This is a genomic window from Pseudomonas sp. 2 (genome assembly GCF_056627435.1).
Genome location: NZ_JBWXNG010000006.1, coordinates 142,680 through 158,736, shown reverse-complemented (window position 1 = coordinate 158,736; position 16,057 = coordinate 142,680). Strand labels below are relative to the sequence as shown.

Below are 16,057 nucleotides of genomic sequence, written 5' to 3'. Positions count from 1 at the left end.
GCGAACCCGGGTTCACCCGAGATCTGGCCGACCGTGTCGGCACAGATCCGGGCAAGGGTTCACGCAAAGGATTGCGGCGGGCGTCGTCACGGTGTGGCGCCCTGGGGCTTCAAGCCGTCGCTAATGCAGGCTGGAAACCGAGCGCAGTTGCACCGCAGGGCGCGGGGCTTCTTCGGGTTCGCATCGCCGTGCGGGCGTCTGCACCACGAACTCGTCCACGGGTCGCCCCATCAGGGCATCGACGATGCGCGCACAGGCCTTGCCATCACCGTAGGGGTTGGCGGCCTGAGCGGTCAGACGCCACAACGCTTCGTCGTCGAACAGCTCGCACACTCCGCGCACGATGGCATTGGGATCGGTGCCCACCAGGCGCACAGTCCCGGCGGCCACGGCTTCCGGGCGCTCGGTGACATCGCGCATCACCAGCACCGGCTTGCCCAGCGACGGCGCTTCTTCCTGCACGCCGCCGGAATCGGTGAGGATCACGTGGGCGCGCTGCATCAGGCGCACGAACGACAGGTAGTCCAGCGGCTTGATCAAGTGCACGTTGGGCAGCTCGCCCAGTTGCTCGGTCACCGGCCCCAGCACGTTGGGGTTCAGGTGCACCGGGTAGACGATCTGCACGTCGTCGCGCGCGGCCAGGGTGCGCAGCGCCTTGCAGATGTCGAGGAAACCTTCGCCGAAATTCTCCCGACGATGCCCCGTGACCAGCAGCACCTTGCGCTCCGGCACCAGGAAGTTGAACTGGCGGTCCAGCGCCACCCGCAGCTGGCGGTTGCTGTCGATGCGCGCGGCAGTCATTTGCAGTGCGTCGATCACCGTGTTGCCGGTGACGAACGAGGTACCCTGCAGGCGCTCGCCCAGCACGTTGCGCCGCGACTCTTCAGTGGGTGTGAACAGGTGATCGGAGATCAGGTCGATGTTGCGCCGGTTCATTTCCTCCGGCCACGGCTGGTGAATATCACCGGTGCGCAGGCCCGCTTCGATGTGCGCCACCGGGATGAGCCGATGAAACGCCGACATCGCCGCCACCAGCGCCGAAGTGGTGTCGCCATGCACCAGAACCTTGTCGGGCTGCACCTTCTCCAGCACCGGATCGATTGCGGCATAAAGCGCGGCGGTCAGGGTGTTCAGCGTCTGCCCGGGGGTCATGACGTCGAGGGTGTAATCGGCCTGGAGTTCGAACATGTCCAGCACTTGCGCCAGCATGCTCTGGTGTTGTCCGGTGATGCAGATTTGCGAGTCGATTCCCGGTTCCGCGGCCAGTGCCTTGACCAGCGGCGCCATCTTGATGGCTTCCGGACGTGTGCCGAAAATCGACAGGACTTTGAGTCTTGGATGAGCTCGAGCCATTCACATTCCTCCCGCGCATTTGCATGCGCCGCACGGCAGCGTACTTGTGGCCCGGGGGCTCAAGTCGCTCGAAAGTTGTAGTTAATGGTCGGACGGCTGTAATCGCAGAGTTGATTCGATCTTCACTTCACTGTGACGACAGGGCATTCCTTAGTGCCCGAAACAGGAAGGATTATTAGCAGATAAACATCGCAATGCAAAAGAATTTATAACGTTTTTAACAACTTCAGATATTTTTAAACTTTTGCAAAAACAAGGGGTCAATCTAGGGTTTGATCCAGCGCCAGCCCCGTTGCAGAGCGGTTATCGGACAGAGCAAAGTGTGCACGAGTTCCCAGACATGTGTAAAGCATTGAACTTTGTCGCGCTGTTCGCTGTCGCGTTTAAATCCATTCAATTGAAGGGATCAAATGAGAAAGGCGATAACAGTTATTTGACGTCATGGATCCAACTCTAGTATCGATCAGGCTGTAGTGCACGCACTTATATGACATTTGTGACAGGTGGAATTATTGCCCACTAGCAAAGTTAATGGGTTCACAGTGTAGGAGTGAGCTTGCTCGCGAAAGCGTCGTGTCATTCACTGCCATTGTCGCTGACACACCGCATTCGCGAGCAAGCTCACTCCTACAAAGGGAGCGCGTTCATTCAGCCGAGATCGCCAGTTGCAGCACACGATCACGTCCACCCTCGGCCAGCAGGTACTTGCTCTGCCCCACCGGCAACAGGGCCTGCGGTGCGCGCAGGTTGGAGAGGATCACCTGCAGCTTGCCGCTGTTGTCGCGCAGCCACAGCCGTGCCTGATGGGTCTGGTCCTCGACGACCCACAGGCCGCGCTCGTCGCACAACAGAAAGGTCGGCTCCTTAAGGCCATCCAGATAGACCGGGTCCTTGCCGTCCTCGGTCAGCTCGCGCACCTGCCCGGCTTCCTTGACCGTGTAGAGCATCTTGTTGCCGGGGCAGGTCTCGATGGATTCGGATTCGCTCAGGCGGTTCCTGAGCACCTCCAGCGCCTGGGTGCGTGCGTCGTAGCGCATCAGCCGGCCATCGCCCTTGCGGTCTTCGATCACGTACAACAACGGGCCGTCGGCCTTCAGGCCCTGAGCATCGTTGGCCATGAACAACGGCGTGACCTTGCCATCCTTGAGCAGCGACACCGGTGCGTCCGCGGTCTCCTGGCTGAACGCATGGCCGCCCATGTAGGCTTCCAGGCCATCGGGCTTGGTCAGGTCACCGACGATCAGCGAGCGCTGGCCGTCTGCGGTGATGCGTTGCACGCTGCCCTGGTTTTTGCGCAGCTCTTCGGTCACCAGCAGGTTGCCCTGTGCGTCGATGGCCAGTCCCGCAGCCTTGGGGATGTCGTCGTGGGCCACTTGATAATCCCAGCCGGCAGCGGCGCTGACTGGCGCGAAGTGCTGCCAGGCAAAGAACCCACCTGCCGCCAGCAGGGTCAACGACACCGCTGCCGCGCCTCGAAAAAGCCACTTGCCTCTACCGCTGGAAACACTCGTCATCCTGTCCTCAGATGGTCCAGTTCAAAGGTCGGCGCTGCGGCCGGACCCGGCAGTGTGCATCAGAGTGCGTCAAACCAGGTACTTGTTAAACCATTTGATCGTGCGATCCCAGGCCAGGCGCGCCGCCGCATCGTCGTAACGCGGGGTCGAGTCGTTGTGAAAACCGTGGTTCACGCCCGGATACACATAGGCCTGGTAGGTCTTGCCGGCTGCCTTCAGGGCCTGCTCGTAGGCCGGCCAGCCATCGGTGATCGGCTTGTCGAGTTCGGCGTAATGCAGCAACAACGGCGCCTTGATCCGCGCCACGTCTTCGGCCTTGGGCTGGCGACCGTAGAACGGCACGGCTGCGGCCAGTTCCGGATAGGCCACCGCCGCCGCGTTGGACACCCCGCCGCCATAACAGAAACCGGTGATGCCGACCTTGCCAGTCGAGGCGTTGTGGGCCATCAGCCATTCGATCCCGGCGAAGAAGTCGTTCATGAGTTTTTCCGGGTCAACCTTCTGCTGCAGTTCGCGCCCTTTGTCATCGTTGCCCGGATAGCCACCCACCGACGACAGCCCGTCCGGCGCCAGCGCCACGAAACCGGCCTTGGCCAAGCGCCGTGCGACGTCTTCGATGTACGGGTTCAAGCCGCGGTTCTCATGCACCACCAGCACCGCCGGGACCTTGCCGGTGGCCTTGGCCGGACGCACCAGATAACCACGTACCTGGCCGTTGCCTTTGGGTGAGGGATAGGTGATGTACTCGGCGAGAATGTCGGGGTCGGTGAACTCGACCTGCTCGGCCAGCGCATAGTTGGGGCTCAGCGAGGCGAGAATCGCCGTGACGGTCAGGCCGCCCAAGGTGAACAGCGCAGCGCGGTCGAGAAATTCCCGGCGGTTGATCTTGCCGTGAACGTAGTAATCGTAGAGTTCGAGCAGCTCGGGGGAGAAATCCTTGGCGGTCAGACGGGTCATCGGTGCACTTCCTCAGCGATTGTCGACAGGCCGCGACAGCCAGGGGCGATGTCACGGCAAGGAACAATCATTAAAGCAGTGATGGGTGATCTTGACCGGTGTCTTTGTAAACGGGCGTGATGGGACCGACAACAGCCGCGCATCAAACGCAGCGACTGCTTTGCCATGTAAGCCCTGACTTTTAATATATTAACGCGCCATAGCTTACGCCGTGCCATTTAACACGGACGCCACTTATTAGCTGTCGACCATCTCATTAAATTCTGATGAGACGACAAATTGTTCAGGGGTATATCCATTACCCAAAACTTCCACTTCGCGCACCTGCAACAAGTGCACAGCAATTTGTTTGCCAGCTTTTCACAGCCGCGCAGAACTACACACAAGCCATTGTATTTATTGAATTTAACAACCTGCAACGACGCAAACGGCGCCCCCATTTTCGGGTCAAAACACCCCCATTCAGTGGGTAAAAACGCCAAGTGGATCCTGTTTGACGTACTTGAAAATCCTTGAAGTAAGCCAACACTTCAGCCCTCGAAAATATTTCAAAATATATCTTTCTTTTTTTTATGGCAGCGCTACAGTCACTCTCAGCAGACCTCCGTCTTTCAGAACGGCATTGACACTGGCAACCGAACACGCCGGTTTATATCTGCGTCGTGCAAACCCACTCCACGTCGACGTGTTCTTCACGCAGACCGCGGATCTTTTGCGCCCGTTTTTTTCGAGAGTGTTTTCTACAAGAACAACGACAGCCACCCACTCATCGAGAGTGCCCAGATCATGAATTACCTGATTAGCTTTCGATCCTTGCGTCTGAACGCCAGCCTGATCGCCGGATTACTGGTTGCGCCACTGACCTTCGCGGCGGCCCCGGCGGAAGTCGACCCCGGCCCCGCAGCGGACACCCCCACCCTGCAATCGATGCGCGGCCTCACCCCGCCCGATCCGTCCGGCACCGAGGGCGGACGCAAGGTCGACCTGATGGGCGACTTCGTGCTCAACCGCGACGCCGCCATCCGCCTGGGCAAGGCGATGTTCTGGGACCAGGACTTCGGCAGCGACGGCTACACCGCCTGCGCTTCCTGCCATTACCACGCGGGCGTCGATCACCGCATCACCAACCAGCTCAACCCCGGGCAGGCCCACACCAACCCCAACGTCGCGTCGCTGTTCAACAAGCCGTTCATTGCGCCGAACATTCCCGGTGACGTGCCCTCCTACACCACCCTCTCCGGTGGCAAGGGCGGGCCGAACTACACCCTGAAGAAAACCGACTTCCCCACCCATGTACTGGCCGATCCGCTGGATCGCAACTCGGCCATCGTCTATTCGAGCGACGACGTGGTGGGTTCGGCCGGGGTGTTCGAAGCCAGCTACGTGCGGCCTCGCCAACCGCGCTTCGACCGCTGCACCCAGCAGATGGACCCGCTGTTCACCGTCAACAAGGTCAGCGTGCGGCGCACCACCGGGCGCAACGCGCCCAGCGTGATCAACGCCGCGTTCAACGTGCGCAACTTCTGGGACGGGCGGGCCAACAACGTGTTCAACGGCTTCTCGCCGTTCGGCAACCGTGACCCGGACGCCGGCATTTACGTGACTTCCGGCAGCAATCCGATCGCCACCAAGGTGCGCCTGGCGCTCAACGATGCCTCGGCCGCCTCCCAGGCCGTCGGCCCTCCCGGCAACGGCGTGGAGATGTCCTGCGGCGGGCGCAACTTCGCCGACATCGGCCGGCGCATGCTCGACTCGCTGGTGCTCAGCCATCAACGCATCGCCACCAACGACTCGATGCTCTCATCGATGGCCGTGCGCAGGCCCAGCTATCGCGACATGATCAAGGCTGCGTTCCATCCACGGCTGTGGAACGCCACGCAACCGGTGTCCCTGGGCGGCGTGGACTACGCGCAGATCGAGGCCAACTTCTCGCTGTTCTTCGGCCTGGCGATCCAGATGTACGAGGCCACGCTGGTGTCCGATCAGGCACCGCTGGACGCCTACCTCGCCGGCAACACCCAGGCCATGGACGCCCAGCAGGTCGAGGGCATGAACCTGTTCACCGGCAAGGGCAAATGCGTGGCCTGCCACGCCGGCCCCGAACTGACCAACGCCGCCACCCGCCTGCGTCTGGAACCACGCGAGCGCATCGAACGGATGGTGATGGCCGACAACCTGATCACCCTCTACGACAACGGTTTCTACAACACCGGCGTGCGTCCGACCGAGGAAGACCTGGCCGTGGGCGGCAGCGATCCGTGGGGCAACCCGCTGTCCTTCACCCGCCAGTACAACAGCATCCTGCAGGGCCAGAATGTGCCCGATCCGTTCGACGTCGACGTGTGCAAGTTCGAGGCGCCGCTGAGCCCGGCCATTCCCTGCGATGCCTCGCTCAAGCCCAACGTCAACTTCCGCGATTCGGTCGACGGCGCGTTCAAGACCCCGACGCTGCGCAACATCGCCCTGACCGGCCCGTACTTCCACAACGGCAGCCGCTCCACGCTCAAACAGGTGGTGGAGTTCTACAACCGTGGCGGGGATCGGCGTGGCCAAGACGCCAACAACACCACCGGCTTCGATCATCCGAGTGTGAGCCAGCACAACATGTCCAACCTGGACCCGGACATGACCAACCTCAACCTGACCCCGAGCGAGATCGACGCGCTGGTGCGCTTCATGGAAGTCAGCCTGACCGACCCGCGCGTGGCTTGGGAACAGGCGCCGTTCGACCATCCTTCGCTGACCATCGCCCAGGGTGAAGTCGGCGACGAGAACAGCGTGGTCACCCGGCCGGTGGATGCGCAGTCGAGCACGCCACGGGCCAAGGATCAGGAGATCATGCTCAACGCCGTGGGCTCCACTGGACGCCGTCCGGCTGATGGCCCGCTGCTGCCATTCGTCAACGATCTGCGTTAGCCCATCGACGCCGACCGGAGGGTTCTCCGGTCGGCGTTCACCTCCCGCGTTGCAGGCTGGATGAAATTTGCATCCCGTCTGCAACTTGTCTGCAAAGGCTCAGTCATATCGGCGCCCTGAAATCCGCCGAGCTGTTCGTCCCATGCGTCCATCTGTTCGCTCCTCCCGCGTTGCGCTGTTCTGCCTTGCCACTTCCCTTTATCTGATTGCCCCACCCGTCCACGCCGATGGCGAACGGCAGCTGGCCCAAGCCATCAACAGTTACCGGGCGCATCCTCAGCGTTGCGAAGGACGGATCGGTGCGCCCATGGCGCCGTTGTCGTTGAAGTCCAGCGTTGCGCTGCCGGTGGGTTACGGCGGCAGCCTGCGCGAAGGCTTGAAGGCCGCCGGTTACCAGGCGGCCTCGGTGCAGAGCGTGCAACTGGTCGGCGCCCGCGATGCCGGTGCGGCCTTTGCCATGCTGCAGCGCGAGTACTGCGACACGCTGCTCGACAGCCAGGCCGCCGATCTGGGCATCAGCCATGCGGGCGGCGAATGGCAACTGGTGTTTGCCAAGCCCTTGCTCGATGCGCGGTTGGGCGATGTGCGCAGTGCAGACCGGGCGCTGCTGGCACAGGTCAATGCCGCCCGCGCCACCCCGCGTATGTGTGGCTATCGCCGTTTCGCCGCGGCGCGGCCCTTGAGCTGGAGCAACACCCTGGGCGCTGCGGCGCAGGGTCACAGTCGGGCGATGGCTAACGAAAACTATTTTGCCCATCAGGGGCTGGACGGTGACACCCCGGCGGATCGTGCGCGCGGCGCGGGTTATCGGGGGCGGCAGATCGGCGAGAACATCGCCGCAGGCCAGGGCTCGCCGACTCAGGCCATGCAGAGCTGGCTGGCAAGTCCTGGGCACTGTGCGAATCTGATGAATCCGATGTTTACTCAGGTGGGGGCGGCTTATGCGACCAATACGCGCAGTGAGTTGGGGATTTACTGGACGATGATGTTTGGGGCGCAGTGAGCTTTGGGCCCACATCCGTGGGGGGCGGTGTTTGGGCGAGCGCGGTCTGTCTGCCGAGATTTTTTTGACTGTTCTGACGTGGGTTCTGCCTAACGGCAGAAGCGTTTCGACTTCGTCGAGTTACTTGGAAAAGACCCCCAAGTAACCAAGGGGTCCTGCTCCTGGTTTGGGTCCTCCTTCGTCGGACTTCCTTCATTCCGGTCCCGCTCCGTGGGCCCGGCGTGAACGGGCCATCCATGGCCCACACGCCTCTCGCGGCATCCTGCCGCTCGACCCACTCCGCGAGACCTCCATTCAGCCTGCACCCAAGTCGCGTTTTGTGGCGTCTGTGAGATGTGTGCATGAAGATCAAAAGCCAGATCAAAAGCACGTTTTAGGTGCTCGCGATCTGCTTCTGGCCGGAGGCCGTGGGAGCGCAGCTTGCTCCGGGCCGCGATCGGACGATCTGGCGCGAAGCGGCAGCAAACCCTGTACACGCGGTCGGCCCGACACGGCCAGTTCGCCTGATTTCACTGCCGCTTCGCGCCAGATCGTCCGATCGCGGCCCGGAGCAAGCTGCGCTCCCACGCCCTTCGGGCAGAATCAAGAGCGAACCGAACCCCCGCGGGCAGAATCAAGGGCAGACCGTGCGCGCTTGCAGGCAGAATCAAGGGCGGAGCACGGCGCTACAACGCCTCCAACCCCCACAACACCTGCAACACATGGGCGGTGGAGCGTTCGACTTCGCCGGCGCGGTGGGCGATGCCCAGTTCGCGCCAGAGTGGCGGTTGTAGTTCACGCATGACGATGCGGCTGTCGGGCAGTGGGGTCGAGGCTTCGTGGGGAAGCAGCGTGGCGCCATAGCCGGCGGCCACCAGGCTCTTGATGGCGTCGTTGTAGTTGAGCTGGATGCGTGGCGTGGGTTGCGGGCCTTCGCTGGCGAACCATTCGCTGACCTGGCGCGACAGACGTGTGCTGTTGTCGTTGAGGATCAGTGGCTGCCCGGCCAGCCAGGTGGGCGTGATCGGGTCCGGGCATTCGCGCCGGGCGGGAAGAAACGCCATGATCGGGTCGCGCCGCCAGGTCTTGATCTGCAGGCCCTTGACCGGCGCCTGGGGCAAGGCGATCACGCCGATGTCGAGGCTGCCTTCGGCGAGTTTCTGCAGGGTCTGCTGGGAGGTCAGCACCGCCACCTGCACGTCAATGCCTGAATGCCGTTGCTCCAGGATCTCCAGCGCCTGGGGAATCAACTGGGCGATGACCCCGGTGGACGCCCCCAGTCGCACCCTGCCCGCCCGTCCCTGCACCTGACGCTCGACGTCTTCCAGCGCCTGCTCGGCATCGGCCAGCAAACGCCGGGCGCGTTCGATCAGGGTTTCGCCGATGGCGGTGGGCTGCACCCGCCCGCGGCTGCGGGACAACAGGCTGCCGCCCACGCGGGCCTCCAGGTCGGCGATGTGCAGGCTGACCGTCGGCGGCGCCAGGTTCAGCAGCCTGGCGGCCTCGGCGAATGAGCCATGGTCGGCAATCGCCACCAGCGTGCGCAAACGGTCCAGACTGATTTCTCGCATGGGTCATTTCTCGCTTCAGAAAAACTGAACCTGATCGTTATCAAATTCAACTTTTCCTATCTTAAACCCTGCCCGAAGATGATCGCCATCGATCACTTTCAACGAGCATCCTTCCATGACCCTTCCAGTGGTTTTCATCGACGGCGACCAGGGCACTACCGGCCTGCAGATCCACCAACGGCTGCAAGGCCGTACCGACCTGAAGCTGGTCACGCTGCCCGCCGAACAACGCAAGAATCCCGTCAGCCGTGCTGCCGCGATCAACGCCTGCGACATCGCCATTCTGTGCCTGCCGGACGACGCCGCTCGCGCCGCGGTGGCCAGCATCGAGAACCCGGACGTGCGGGTGATCGACGCCAGTTCCGCGCACCGCACCACACCGGGCTGGGTCTACGGTTTTGCGCAGATGAGCGCCGGGCAGCAGCAGGCCATCACCCGCGCCAAGCGCATCACCAACCCGGGCTGCTACCCGACCGGCGCCATCGGCCTGTTGCGTCCGCTGCTGGACGCAGGCCTGGTGCCTCAGGATTACCCGATCAGCATCAACGCGGTGTCCGGCTATTCGGGCAAGGGCCGCGCAGGCGTCGATGAGTTCGAGGGGCCGGACGCCGCCAACGCCACACCGTTTCAGATCTACGGCCTGGGCCTGACGCACAAGCACGTGCCCGAGATCCAGCAGTACAGCGGCCTGACCGAACGCCCGGTGTTTCTACCGGCCTACGGCTCGTTTCGTCAGGGCATCGTGCTGACCGTCGCGCTGCAACTGCGTCTGCTGCCCGAAGGTGTCACCGGGCAAAAACTGCATGCCTGCCTTGAGCAGCACTACGCGGGCAGCGAATACGTTGAAGTGATGGCAATGGACGCGTCCAAAGCCCTGACCGGGCTGGACCCACGGGTGCTCAATGACACCGACAAGCTGCGCCTGATGGTCTTCGAAAACGCCGGCCACGTGCTGCTCGCAGCGGTGTTCGACAACCTGGGCAAAGGCGCGGCCGGGGCGGCGGTGCAGAATCTGGATCTGCTGATCGCGGGCGCATAAACCGCCCGCGCTCAACCAAGCCCCAGTTCGGCCCGCAACCACTGCAGCAGCAGGTTCGCCTCCTCCCGGCGAGCCTGTCCGTGGCGCCGATACACCGACAGCGCCTGATCCAGGTGCACGCTCTGGCTGAACGGCGCGACCAGCGTGCCGTTGTCGAGCATGCGCTGGGCCGTGCGCCGCCAGCCCATGGCCAGGCCGTGCCCTTCCACGGCCGCGTGCAGCATCAGCGAATAACTGTCGAACGCCAGCCCCCGCGCCTTCGGCGGCAACTCATGGCCGAAAGTCGCCAGCCACGTATCCCATTCCAGTTGATAGGCCGGCTGCGCCTCGTGATGCAGCAGCGTATGGCTGGCCAACCCGTCCAGCGCGATCGGTACTTCGCGGCCTTTCAGATAGGCCGGGCTGCACACCGGAAACACCTCGTCGGCGGCCGTGAACAGCAACGGGTGCAGGCCGTGGTCGCGGTTGCTGCTCTGCATCGCCACGTCGAAGTAGCCCTGAAAGTCGGTCAACGGCTGGGCCCAGGTGACCATCTTCAGCTCGATTTCGGGGTACTGCTGGTGGAAGTTCGCAAGCCTTGGCATCAGCCAGTGAAAGGCCTCGCAGGGCTGACAGAGCAAGACCACCTCGTTGCGCCCGGCCGTGCCGCGCAGGCGATCGGAGGTGCTGGCCACCTCGCGCAATGCATGACTCAGGGTAACGCTTAGCTCGCGTCCGGCATCGGTCAGGAACACCGCACGATTGCGCCGCTGGAACAGCGCTATACCCAAGTCTTCTTCGAGCGCACGAATCTGCCGGCTGACTGCTGCCTGAGTCAGATTCAGCTCCTCGGCAGCGCGGGAGAAACTCAACAGGCGCGCAGCAGCCTCGAAGGGCAACAGGCTGGCCAGCGGGGGCAGGGATTTACCGAGCTTATTCATAATTTCTGGTAATGCATCGAGACAAAGACATCATTTGTAGCACAGCCTCGACGCCAAGCAATATGCCCTCACCGCGCCCCCCGTAGCAGCACGGCTTGCCGGCGGGGCGGTGTGTCTGCGCCATGAATATCGGCTGACACACCGCGACCGCCGGCAAGCCGTGCTGCTACGAGGTGTCATCCTCCAACCAGCCCAGAGACCGCCATGCCCCGCTCGATCATCATTCAAGGCGTCGCCTTCGCCGTGATCGCCACCCTGTGCTGGGCCTGCAATTTCATCGCGCCCTATGTGCTGCACGGCCACGGCATCGCCGACTTCATGCTGGTGCGGTTCATCATGGCCGGGTTGTTGGGGGCGCTGGTGCTGCCGCTCTATCGTCGGCAACTGCGTGGCCTCAAAACCCGCCAGTGGCTGACCGGCATGGCCCTCGGCGCCTTGGGTTATCTGGCCTACAGCAGTTGCATCGCCGGCGGGGTGATCTACGGCGGGCCGCTGATGATCGCCGCTTTCATCGGCGCGGTGCCGGTGTTGCAGGCGCTGCTGGGCAACGCACAACACCGCTCGCTGCGCTGGGGCCAGTTGGCGATGCCGCTCGGCCTGTTGTGCCTGGGGCTGGTGCTGATCAACCTGCAGGTGCTGACCGACTCGCCCGCAGCCGGCACCCAACTGTGGACCGGTCTCGGGTTCTCCTTGGGCGCGGTGCTGCTGTGGCTGTCGTTCAGCGTGGTCAACCAAAGCTCGGTCGAGCGCTTGCACACCGGAGCCACCGGCGCCTGGACCTGCCTGATGATGATCGGCGCCGGCCTGGCCGCGCTGCTGCTCACACCGCTGGCCTGGTCCCATGATCTTTTGCGCCTGCCCGCCCAGGGCTTTGCCACGCCCGCGGCGTTGAAGCTTTACGCCAGCGCGGCGCTGATCGCCCTGCTGTCGTCGGTGATCGGCGCCTGGGCCTGGAACCACGCTTCCCGCCGCCTGCCGATGGTGCTCTCGGGGCAACTGATCGCCCTGGAATCCTTCTTCGCCACCGTACTGGGCCTGGCCTTTCATGGTCGCGCACCGAGCCTGCTCGAAGCCACCGGCCTGGTGCTGATTCTGTTCGGCGCCGTCTGCTCGGTGCGAATCATCCTGGCGCCCGCCCGCACCTCTTCACTGACCCGACCCAGGAGCCTCACTGAATGAACGCCATCGCCGACTACCGCAGCTATCCCCTGATCAGCCCGCTGCTCAGCGTCCAGCCGTACCCGGAGCTGATCAAAGTGACCTGGTCGGATCAACGCTGCAGCCCTTTTCATCTCATGTGGTTGCGGGACAACTGCCCCTGCCCGAAATGCGTCTACAGCGTCACCCGCGAGCAGGTGTTCGAGATCGCCGACGTACCGGAAGACCTTGCCGCGCGGGATGCCGACATCGACGACTCGGGCGCCCTGTTCGTGCGCTGGAGCGACGGCCATGAAAGCCGCTTCGACCCCGGCTGGCTGCGCGCGCACTCCTACGACGACGAGTCCCGCGCCGAGCAAGAGGCCAGTCGCCCGCGAAAACAGCGTTGGGTCGCCGGGCTGCAACTGCCGGTGTTCGAGTACGAGGCGGTGATGAGCGACGATCAGGCGCTGCTTGGCTGGCTGCTCGCCGTGCGCGATGTCGGCCTGACCCAGGTGCGTGGCGTGCCCACTGAGCCGGGCTCGCTGAGCCAGCTGGCCAAACGCATTTCGTTCATTCGCGAGAGCAACTTTGGCGTGCTGTTCAACGTGCAGTCCAAGGCCAACGCCGACAGCAACGCCTACACCGCTTTCAACCTGCCGCTGCACAGCGACTTGCCGACCCGCGAGTTGCAACCGGGCTTGCAGTTCCTGCATTGCCTGGTCAACGACGCCAGCGGTGGCGACAGCCGCTTCGTCGACGGCTTTGCCATTGCCCAGGCGCTGCGCGAGGAAGATCCGCAGGCTTATCGTTTGCTGTGCGAGGTGCCGGTGGAGTTTCGCAACAAGGATCGCCACAGCGACTACCGCTGCCTGGCGCCGGTGATCGCGTTGGATGCGCGGGGTGAGGTGGCCGAGATTCGCATGGCGAACTTCCTGCGCGGGCCGTTCAGCATGCCTGCGGAGCTGATGCAGCCGTATTACCAGGCCTATCGACGCTTCATCGAGATGACCCGTGAGCCGCGTTTTCAGTTCCGCCAGCGTCTTGAGGCAGGCCAGCTGTGGTGCTTCGACAACCGCCGCACCCTGCACGCCCGCGACGCCTTCGACCCGGCCAGCGGCGCGCGGCATTTCCAGGGATGCTATGTGGATCGGGATGAGTTGTTGTCGCGGATTCTGGTGCTGCAGCGGTAATCAGACTCTGTCGCGATCTGCTTTTGATTCTGCCCGGAGGGCGTGGGAGCTCGGCTTGCCAGCGATCTGCCGGGCACCGGCAGTAAACCCTGATAACGCGGTTTACCTGACACAACCCAATCCCATGGTTTTGCTGCCGGTTCCCGGCAGATCGCCGGCAAGCCAGGCTCCCACGGCCTTCGGCCAGAAGCAAATCGCAGGCTGGACACACAGCTCACGACCCAATCAAGAAATTCCCCGGCCGCGCGCTGGAACCCGCCTCCAGCACCGGCACCTGCGCCTCATCCTTGAGGTTGACCCCCGACAACTGCCGCCGCCACGCCTCGCGCATCAGGTACAGCAGTTTGTGCGCGGCCATCGCATAGCTCATGCCTTCGAGCCGCACGTTGGAGATGCAGTTGCGCGCTGCGTCGTTCAACCCCACTTTCGGTGCGTAGGTGAAATACAACCCCAGGCTGTCCGGCGAGCTGAGCCCCGGGCGTTCGCCGATGAGGATCACCACCATGCGTGCCTTGAGCAGTTGCCCCACTTCATCGGCCACCGCCACCCGGCCCTGTTCCACCAGCGTCACCGGCGCCAGGCTCCAGCCCTCGGCGCTGGCCAGTTCGTCGATGCGCTCGAGCATCGCCAGGCTGTGACGCTGCACGGCCAACGACGACAAACCGTCGGCCACCACCACGGCCAGATCGAAGCCCTCGACATGTGTCTGGGCGTACTCACCCAAACGCGCTGCCGACTCTTCGGACAAGCGCCGCCCCAGATCGGGCCGTTGCAGGTAAATGTTGCGATCCGCCGCCGAGCTGTGAACGGTCAACACTTCGCGCCCTCGGGCCTTGAGCTGTTCGCTCAGCGCCGCGTGATCGAACGGCAGGTGCACCGCATCCCGCGCCTGGGCGTGGGCGAACTGGAAATCCAGTTGCGCGGCGGTCGGCAGGCTGGTGCCGGCATGGCCCAACGCAATGCGCGCCGAGGTCAACGAGCGCAGTTGGCGCCAGGCATCAGGCTGGGCGGGGGTCTTGTTGTCATCTTTCATGGCCAATCCTTCTTTACACCTGCAACCGCTATTTCACCTGCTGAATCACTTGATCTGCGCCAGCGCCTGGCGGAACAGCGGCGGCACGCCCTGCCCCAGGCGCACGCCGCCGTCGTCCTGGCGCAGGATGTCCATGCGCGTCAGCCACTCCTCGAACTCGGGCGCCGGGCGCAGGCCGATGGTCTTGCGCGCATACAGGGCGTCGTGGAACGAGGTGGTCTGGTAATTGAGCATCACGTCATCGGAGCCGGGAATGCCCATGATGAAATTGATCCCCGCCGTGCCCAGCAAGGTGAGCAGCACGTCCATGTCGTCCTGATCGGCTTCGGCGTGGTTGGTGTAGCAGATGTCGCAACCCATGGGCACGCCCAAGAGCTTGCCGCAGAAGTGGTCTTCGAGCCCGGCGCGGATGATCTGCTTGCCGTTGTACAGGTATTCCGGGCCGATGAAACCCACCACGGTGTTGACCAGAAACGGGTTGAAATGCCGCGCCACGGCGTAGGCACGGGCCTCGCAGGTTTGCTGGTCGACGCCATGATGCGCGTTGGCCGACAGCGCACTGCCCTGCCCAGTCTCGAAATACATCAGGTTGTTGCCCAAGGTGCCGCGGTTCAGGCTCAGGCCCGCTTCGTAGCCTTCGCGCAGGATTTCCAGGCTGATGCCGAAGCTGCTGTTGGCCGCTTCGGTGCCGGCGATGGACTGGAACACCAGGTCCAGCGGCACGCCCTTCTCGATCGCCGCCACCGATGAGGTGACGTGGGTCAGCACGCAGGACTGAGTGGGAATCTGGTAATGGCTGATGACGCCGTCGAGCATCTTCAGCAACTCGCTGATGGCGCTGATGCTGTCGGTGGCCGGGTTGATGCCGATCATGGCATCGCCGTTGCCGTACAGCAGGCCGTCGAGCACGCTGGCGGCGATGCCTGCCGGGTCATCGGTGGGGTGGTTGGGCTGCAGGCGGGTCGACATGCGCCCGCGCAGGCCCACGGTGTTGCGAAAGCGGGTGACGACGCGAATTTTTTGCGCCACCAGCACTAGGTCCTGCACGCGCATGATCTTCGACACCGCCGCCGCCATTTCCGGGGTCAGCCCCGGGGCCAGCGCCTTGAGGCTGGCCTCGGTGGCGTCGTCCCCCAGCAGCCAGTCGCGAAAGCCGCCCACGGTCAGGTGGCTGACCGGGGCGAAGGCTGCGGCATCGTGGCTGTCGACGATCAGCCGGGTGACTTCGTCCTGCTCGTAGGGGATCAGCGCCTCGTTCAAGAAGCGCTTGAGCGGCACCTCGGCCAGGGCCATCTGCGCCGCCGCACGCTCGGCATCGCTGCCGGCGGCGACCTCGGCGAGGAAGTCGCCGGACCGCGCCGGGCTGGCCTTGGCCATGAGTTCGCGCAGGCTGTCGAAGCGCCAGACCATGCCACCGATGCTATGGGAAAAGCTCATACACA

General features: G+C 63.5%; 12 protein-coding genes. 5 read left to right on the top strand and 7 right to left on the bottom strand.

The window, feature by feature from the left end:
* Window positions 1-120 precede the first annotated feature (120 nt).
* The 3 genes from wecB to yghX all read right to left on the bottom strand — a co-directional run bounded on the left by wecB (window position 121) and on the right by yghX (window position 3,824).
* Entirely contained in the window at window positions 121-1,353 is a 1,233-nt protein-coding gene (gene wecB / locus AC1MEK_RS12250; protein ID WP_480396547.1) for a non-hydrolyzing UDP-N-acetylglucosamine 2-epimerase, read from the bottom strand.
* Window positions 1,354-1,997: 644 nt separating this feature from the next.
* Window positions 1,998-2,813 carry a TolB-like translocation protein gene (locus AC1MEK_RS12245; RefSeq protein ID WP_480396546.1) on the bottom strand — a complete coding sequence of 272 codons (816 nt, stop codon included), beginning with the start codon at window positions 2,811-2,813 and terminating at the stop codon, window positions 1,998-2,000.
* A 123-nt stretch (window positions 2,814-2,936) separates the two neighbouring features.
* On the bottom strand, window positions 2,937-3,824 hold the full coding sequence (yghX, locus tag AC1MEK_RS12240) for a YghX family hydrolase (RefSeq protein WP_480396545.1): 888 nt from the start codon (window positions 3,822-3,824) through the stop codon (window positions 2,937-2,939).
* 786 nt (window positions 3,825-4,610) lie between these two features.
* Here yghX and AC1MEK_RS12235 point away from each other — a divergent pair.
* Window positions 4,611-6,740 carry a cytochrome-c peroxidase gene (locus AC1MEK_RS12235; protein WP_480396544.1) on the top strand — a complete coding sequence of 710 codons (2,130 nt, stop codon included), beginning with the start codon at window positions 4,611-4,613 and terminating at the stop codon, window positions 6,738-6,740.
* A 142-nt stretch (window positions 6,741-6,882) separates the two neighbouring features.
* On the top strand, window positions 6,883-7,743 hold the full coding sequence (locus AC1MEK_RS12230; protein WP_480396543.1) for a CAP domain-containing protein: 861 nt from the start codon (window positions 6,883-6,885) through the stop codon (window positions 7,741-7,743).
* Between the two features lie 665 nt (window positions 7,744-8,408).
* On the opposite strand, the gene AC1MEK_RS12225 is transcribed toward AC1MEK_RS12230, so the two are convergent.
* Complete coding sequence (locus AC1MEK_RS12225) at window positions 8,409-9,293, bottom strand: LysR family transcriptional regulator (protein ID WP_480396542.1); 885 nt, start codon at window positions 9,291-9,293, stop codon at window positions 8,409-8,411.
* Window positions 9,294-9,408: 115 nt separating this feature from the next.
* Here AC1MEK_RS12225 and argC point away from each other — a divergent pair, with 115 nt between their 5' ends.
* Window positions 9,409-10,332 (top strand): N-acetyl-gamma-glutamyl-phosphate reductase, encoded by a 924-nt coding sequence (argC, locus tag AC1MEK_RS12220; protein ID WP_480396541.1) that lies wholly within the window; start codon window positions 9,409-9,411, stop codon window positions 10,330-10,332.
* 11 nt (window positions 10,333-10,343) lie between these two features.
* On the opposite strand, the gene AC1MEK_RS12215 is transcribed toward argC, so the two are convergent.
* A complete protein-coding gene (locus AC1MEK_RS12215) occupies window positions 10,344-11,252 on the bottom strand; it encodes a LysR substrate-binding domain-containing protein (RefSeq protein ID WP_480396540.1) in 909 nt (302 codons plus the stop codon).
* Between the two features lie 204 nt (window positions 11,253-11,456).
* Between AC1MEK_RS12215 and AC1MEK_RS12210 the strand changes: the two genes are divergently transcribed.
* Entirely contained in the window at window positions 11,457-12,431 is a 975-nt protein-coding gene (locus tag AC1MEK_RS12210; RefSeq protein WP_480396539.1) for a DMT family transporter, read from the top strand.
* Complete coding sequence (locus tag AC1MEK_RS12205; protein WP_480396538.1) at window positions 12,428-13,582, top strand: gamma-butyrobetaine dioxygenase; 1,155 nt, start codon at window positions 12,428-12,430, stop codon at window positions 13,580-13,582. The genes AC1MEK_RS12210 and AC1MEK_RS12205 overlap by 4 nt, the downstream gene beginning before the upstream one ends.
* 214 nt (window positions 13,583-13,796) lie before the next feature.
* Here the strand turns inward: AC1MEK_RS12205 and eutC are convergent, their stop codons facing one another.
* Together eutC and AC1MEK_RS12195 are read right to left on the bottom strand one after the other, a co-directional pair.
* A complete protein-coding gene (gene eutC, locus AC1MEK_RS12200) occupies window positions 13,797-14,615 on the bottom strand; it encodes an ethanolamine ammonia-lyase subunit EutC (RefSeq protein WP_480396537.1) in 819 nt (272 codons plus the stop codon).
* Between the two features lie 45 nt (window positions 14,616-14,660).
* Window positions 14,661-16,052, bottom strand: a complete 1,392-nt coding sequence (locus tag AC1MEK_RS12195; RefSeq protein WP_480396536.1) for an ethanolamine ammonia-lyase subunit EutB — start codon at window positions 16,050-16,052, stop codon at window positions 14,661-14,663.
* Window positions 16,053-16,057 lie beyond the last annotated feature (5 nt).

Bases quoted from the DNA above. Each gene is read 5' to 3' on its own strand.
- wecB (WP_480396547.1), bottom strand. From the start codon at position 1,353: ATGGCTCGAGCTCATCCAAGACTCAAAGTCCTGTCGATTTTCGGCACA.
- yghX (WP_480396545.1), bottom strand. From the start codon at position 3,824: ATGACCCGTCTGACCGCCAAGGATTTCTCCCCCGAGCTGCTCGAACTC.
- AC1MEK_RS12235 (WP_480396544.1), top strand. From the start codon at position 4,611: ATGAATTACCTGATTAGCTTTCGATCCTTGCGTCTGAACGCCAGCCTG.
- AC1MEK_RS12230 (WP_480396543.1), top strand. From the start codon at position 6,883: ATGCGTCCATCTGTTCGCTCCTCCCGCGTTGCGCTGTTCTGCCTTGCC.
- AC1MEK_RS12225 (WP_480396542.1), bottom strand. From the start codon at position 9,293: ATGCGAGAAATCAGTCTGGACCGTTTGCGCACGCTGGTGGCGATTGCC.
- argC (WP_480396541.1), top strand. From the start codon at position 9,409: ATGACCCTTCCAGTGGTTTTCATCGACGGCGACCAGGGCACTACCGGC.
- AC1MEK_RS12215 (WP_480396540.1), bottom strand. From the start codon at position 11,252: ATGAATAAGCTCGGTAAATCCCTGCCCCCGCTGGCCAGCCTGTTGCCC.
- AC1MEK_RS12210 (WP_480396539.1), top strand. From the start codon at position 11,457: ATGCCCCGCTCGATCATCATTCAAGGCGTCGCCTTCGCCGTGATCGCC.
- AC1MEK_RS12205 (WP_480396538.1), top strand. From the start codon at position 12,428: ATGAACGCCATCGCCGACTACCGCAGCTATCCCCTGATCAGCCCGCTG.
- eutC (WP_480396537.1), bottom strand. From the start codon at position 14,615: ATGAAAGATGACAACAAGACCCCCGCCCAGCCTGATGCCTGGCGCCAA.
- AC1MEK_RS12195 (WP_480396536.1), bottom strand. From the start codon at position 16,052: ATGAGCTTTTCCCATAGCATCGGTGGCATGGTCTGGCGCTTCGACAGC.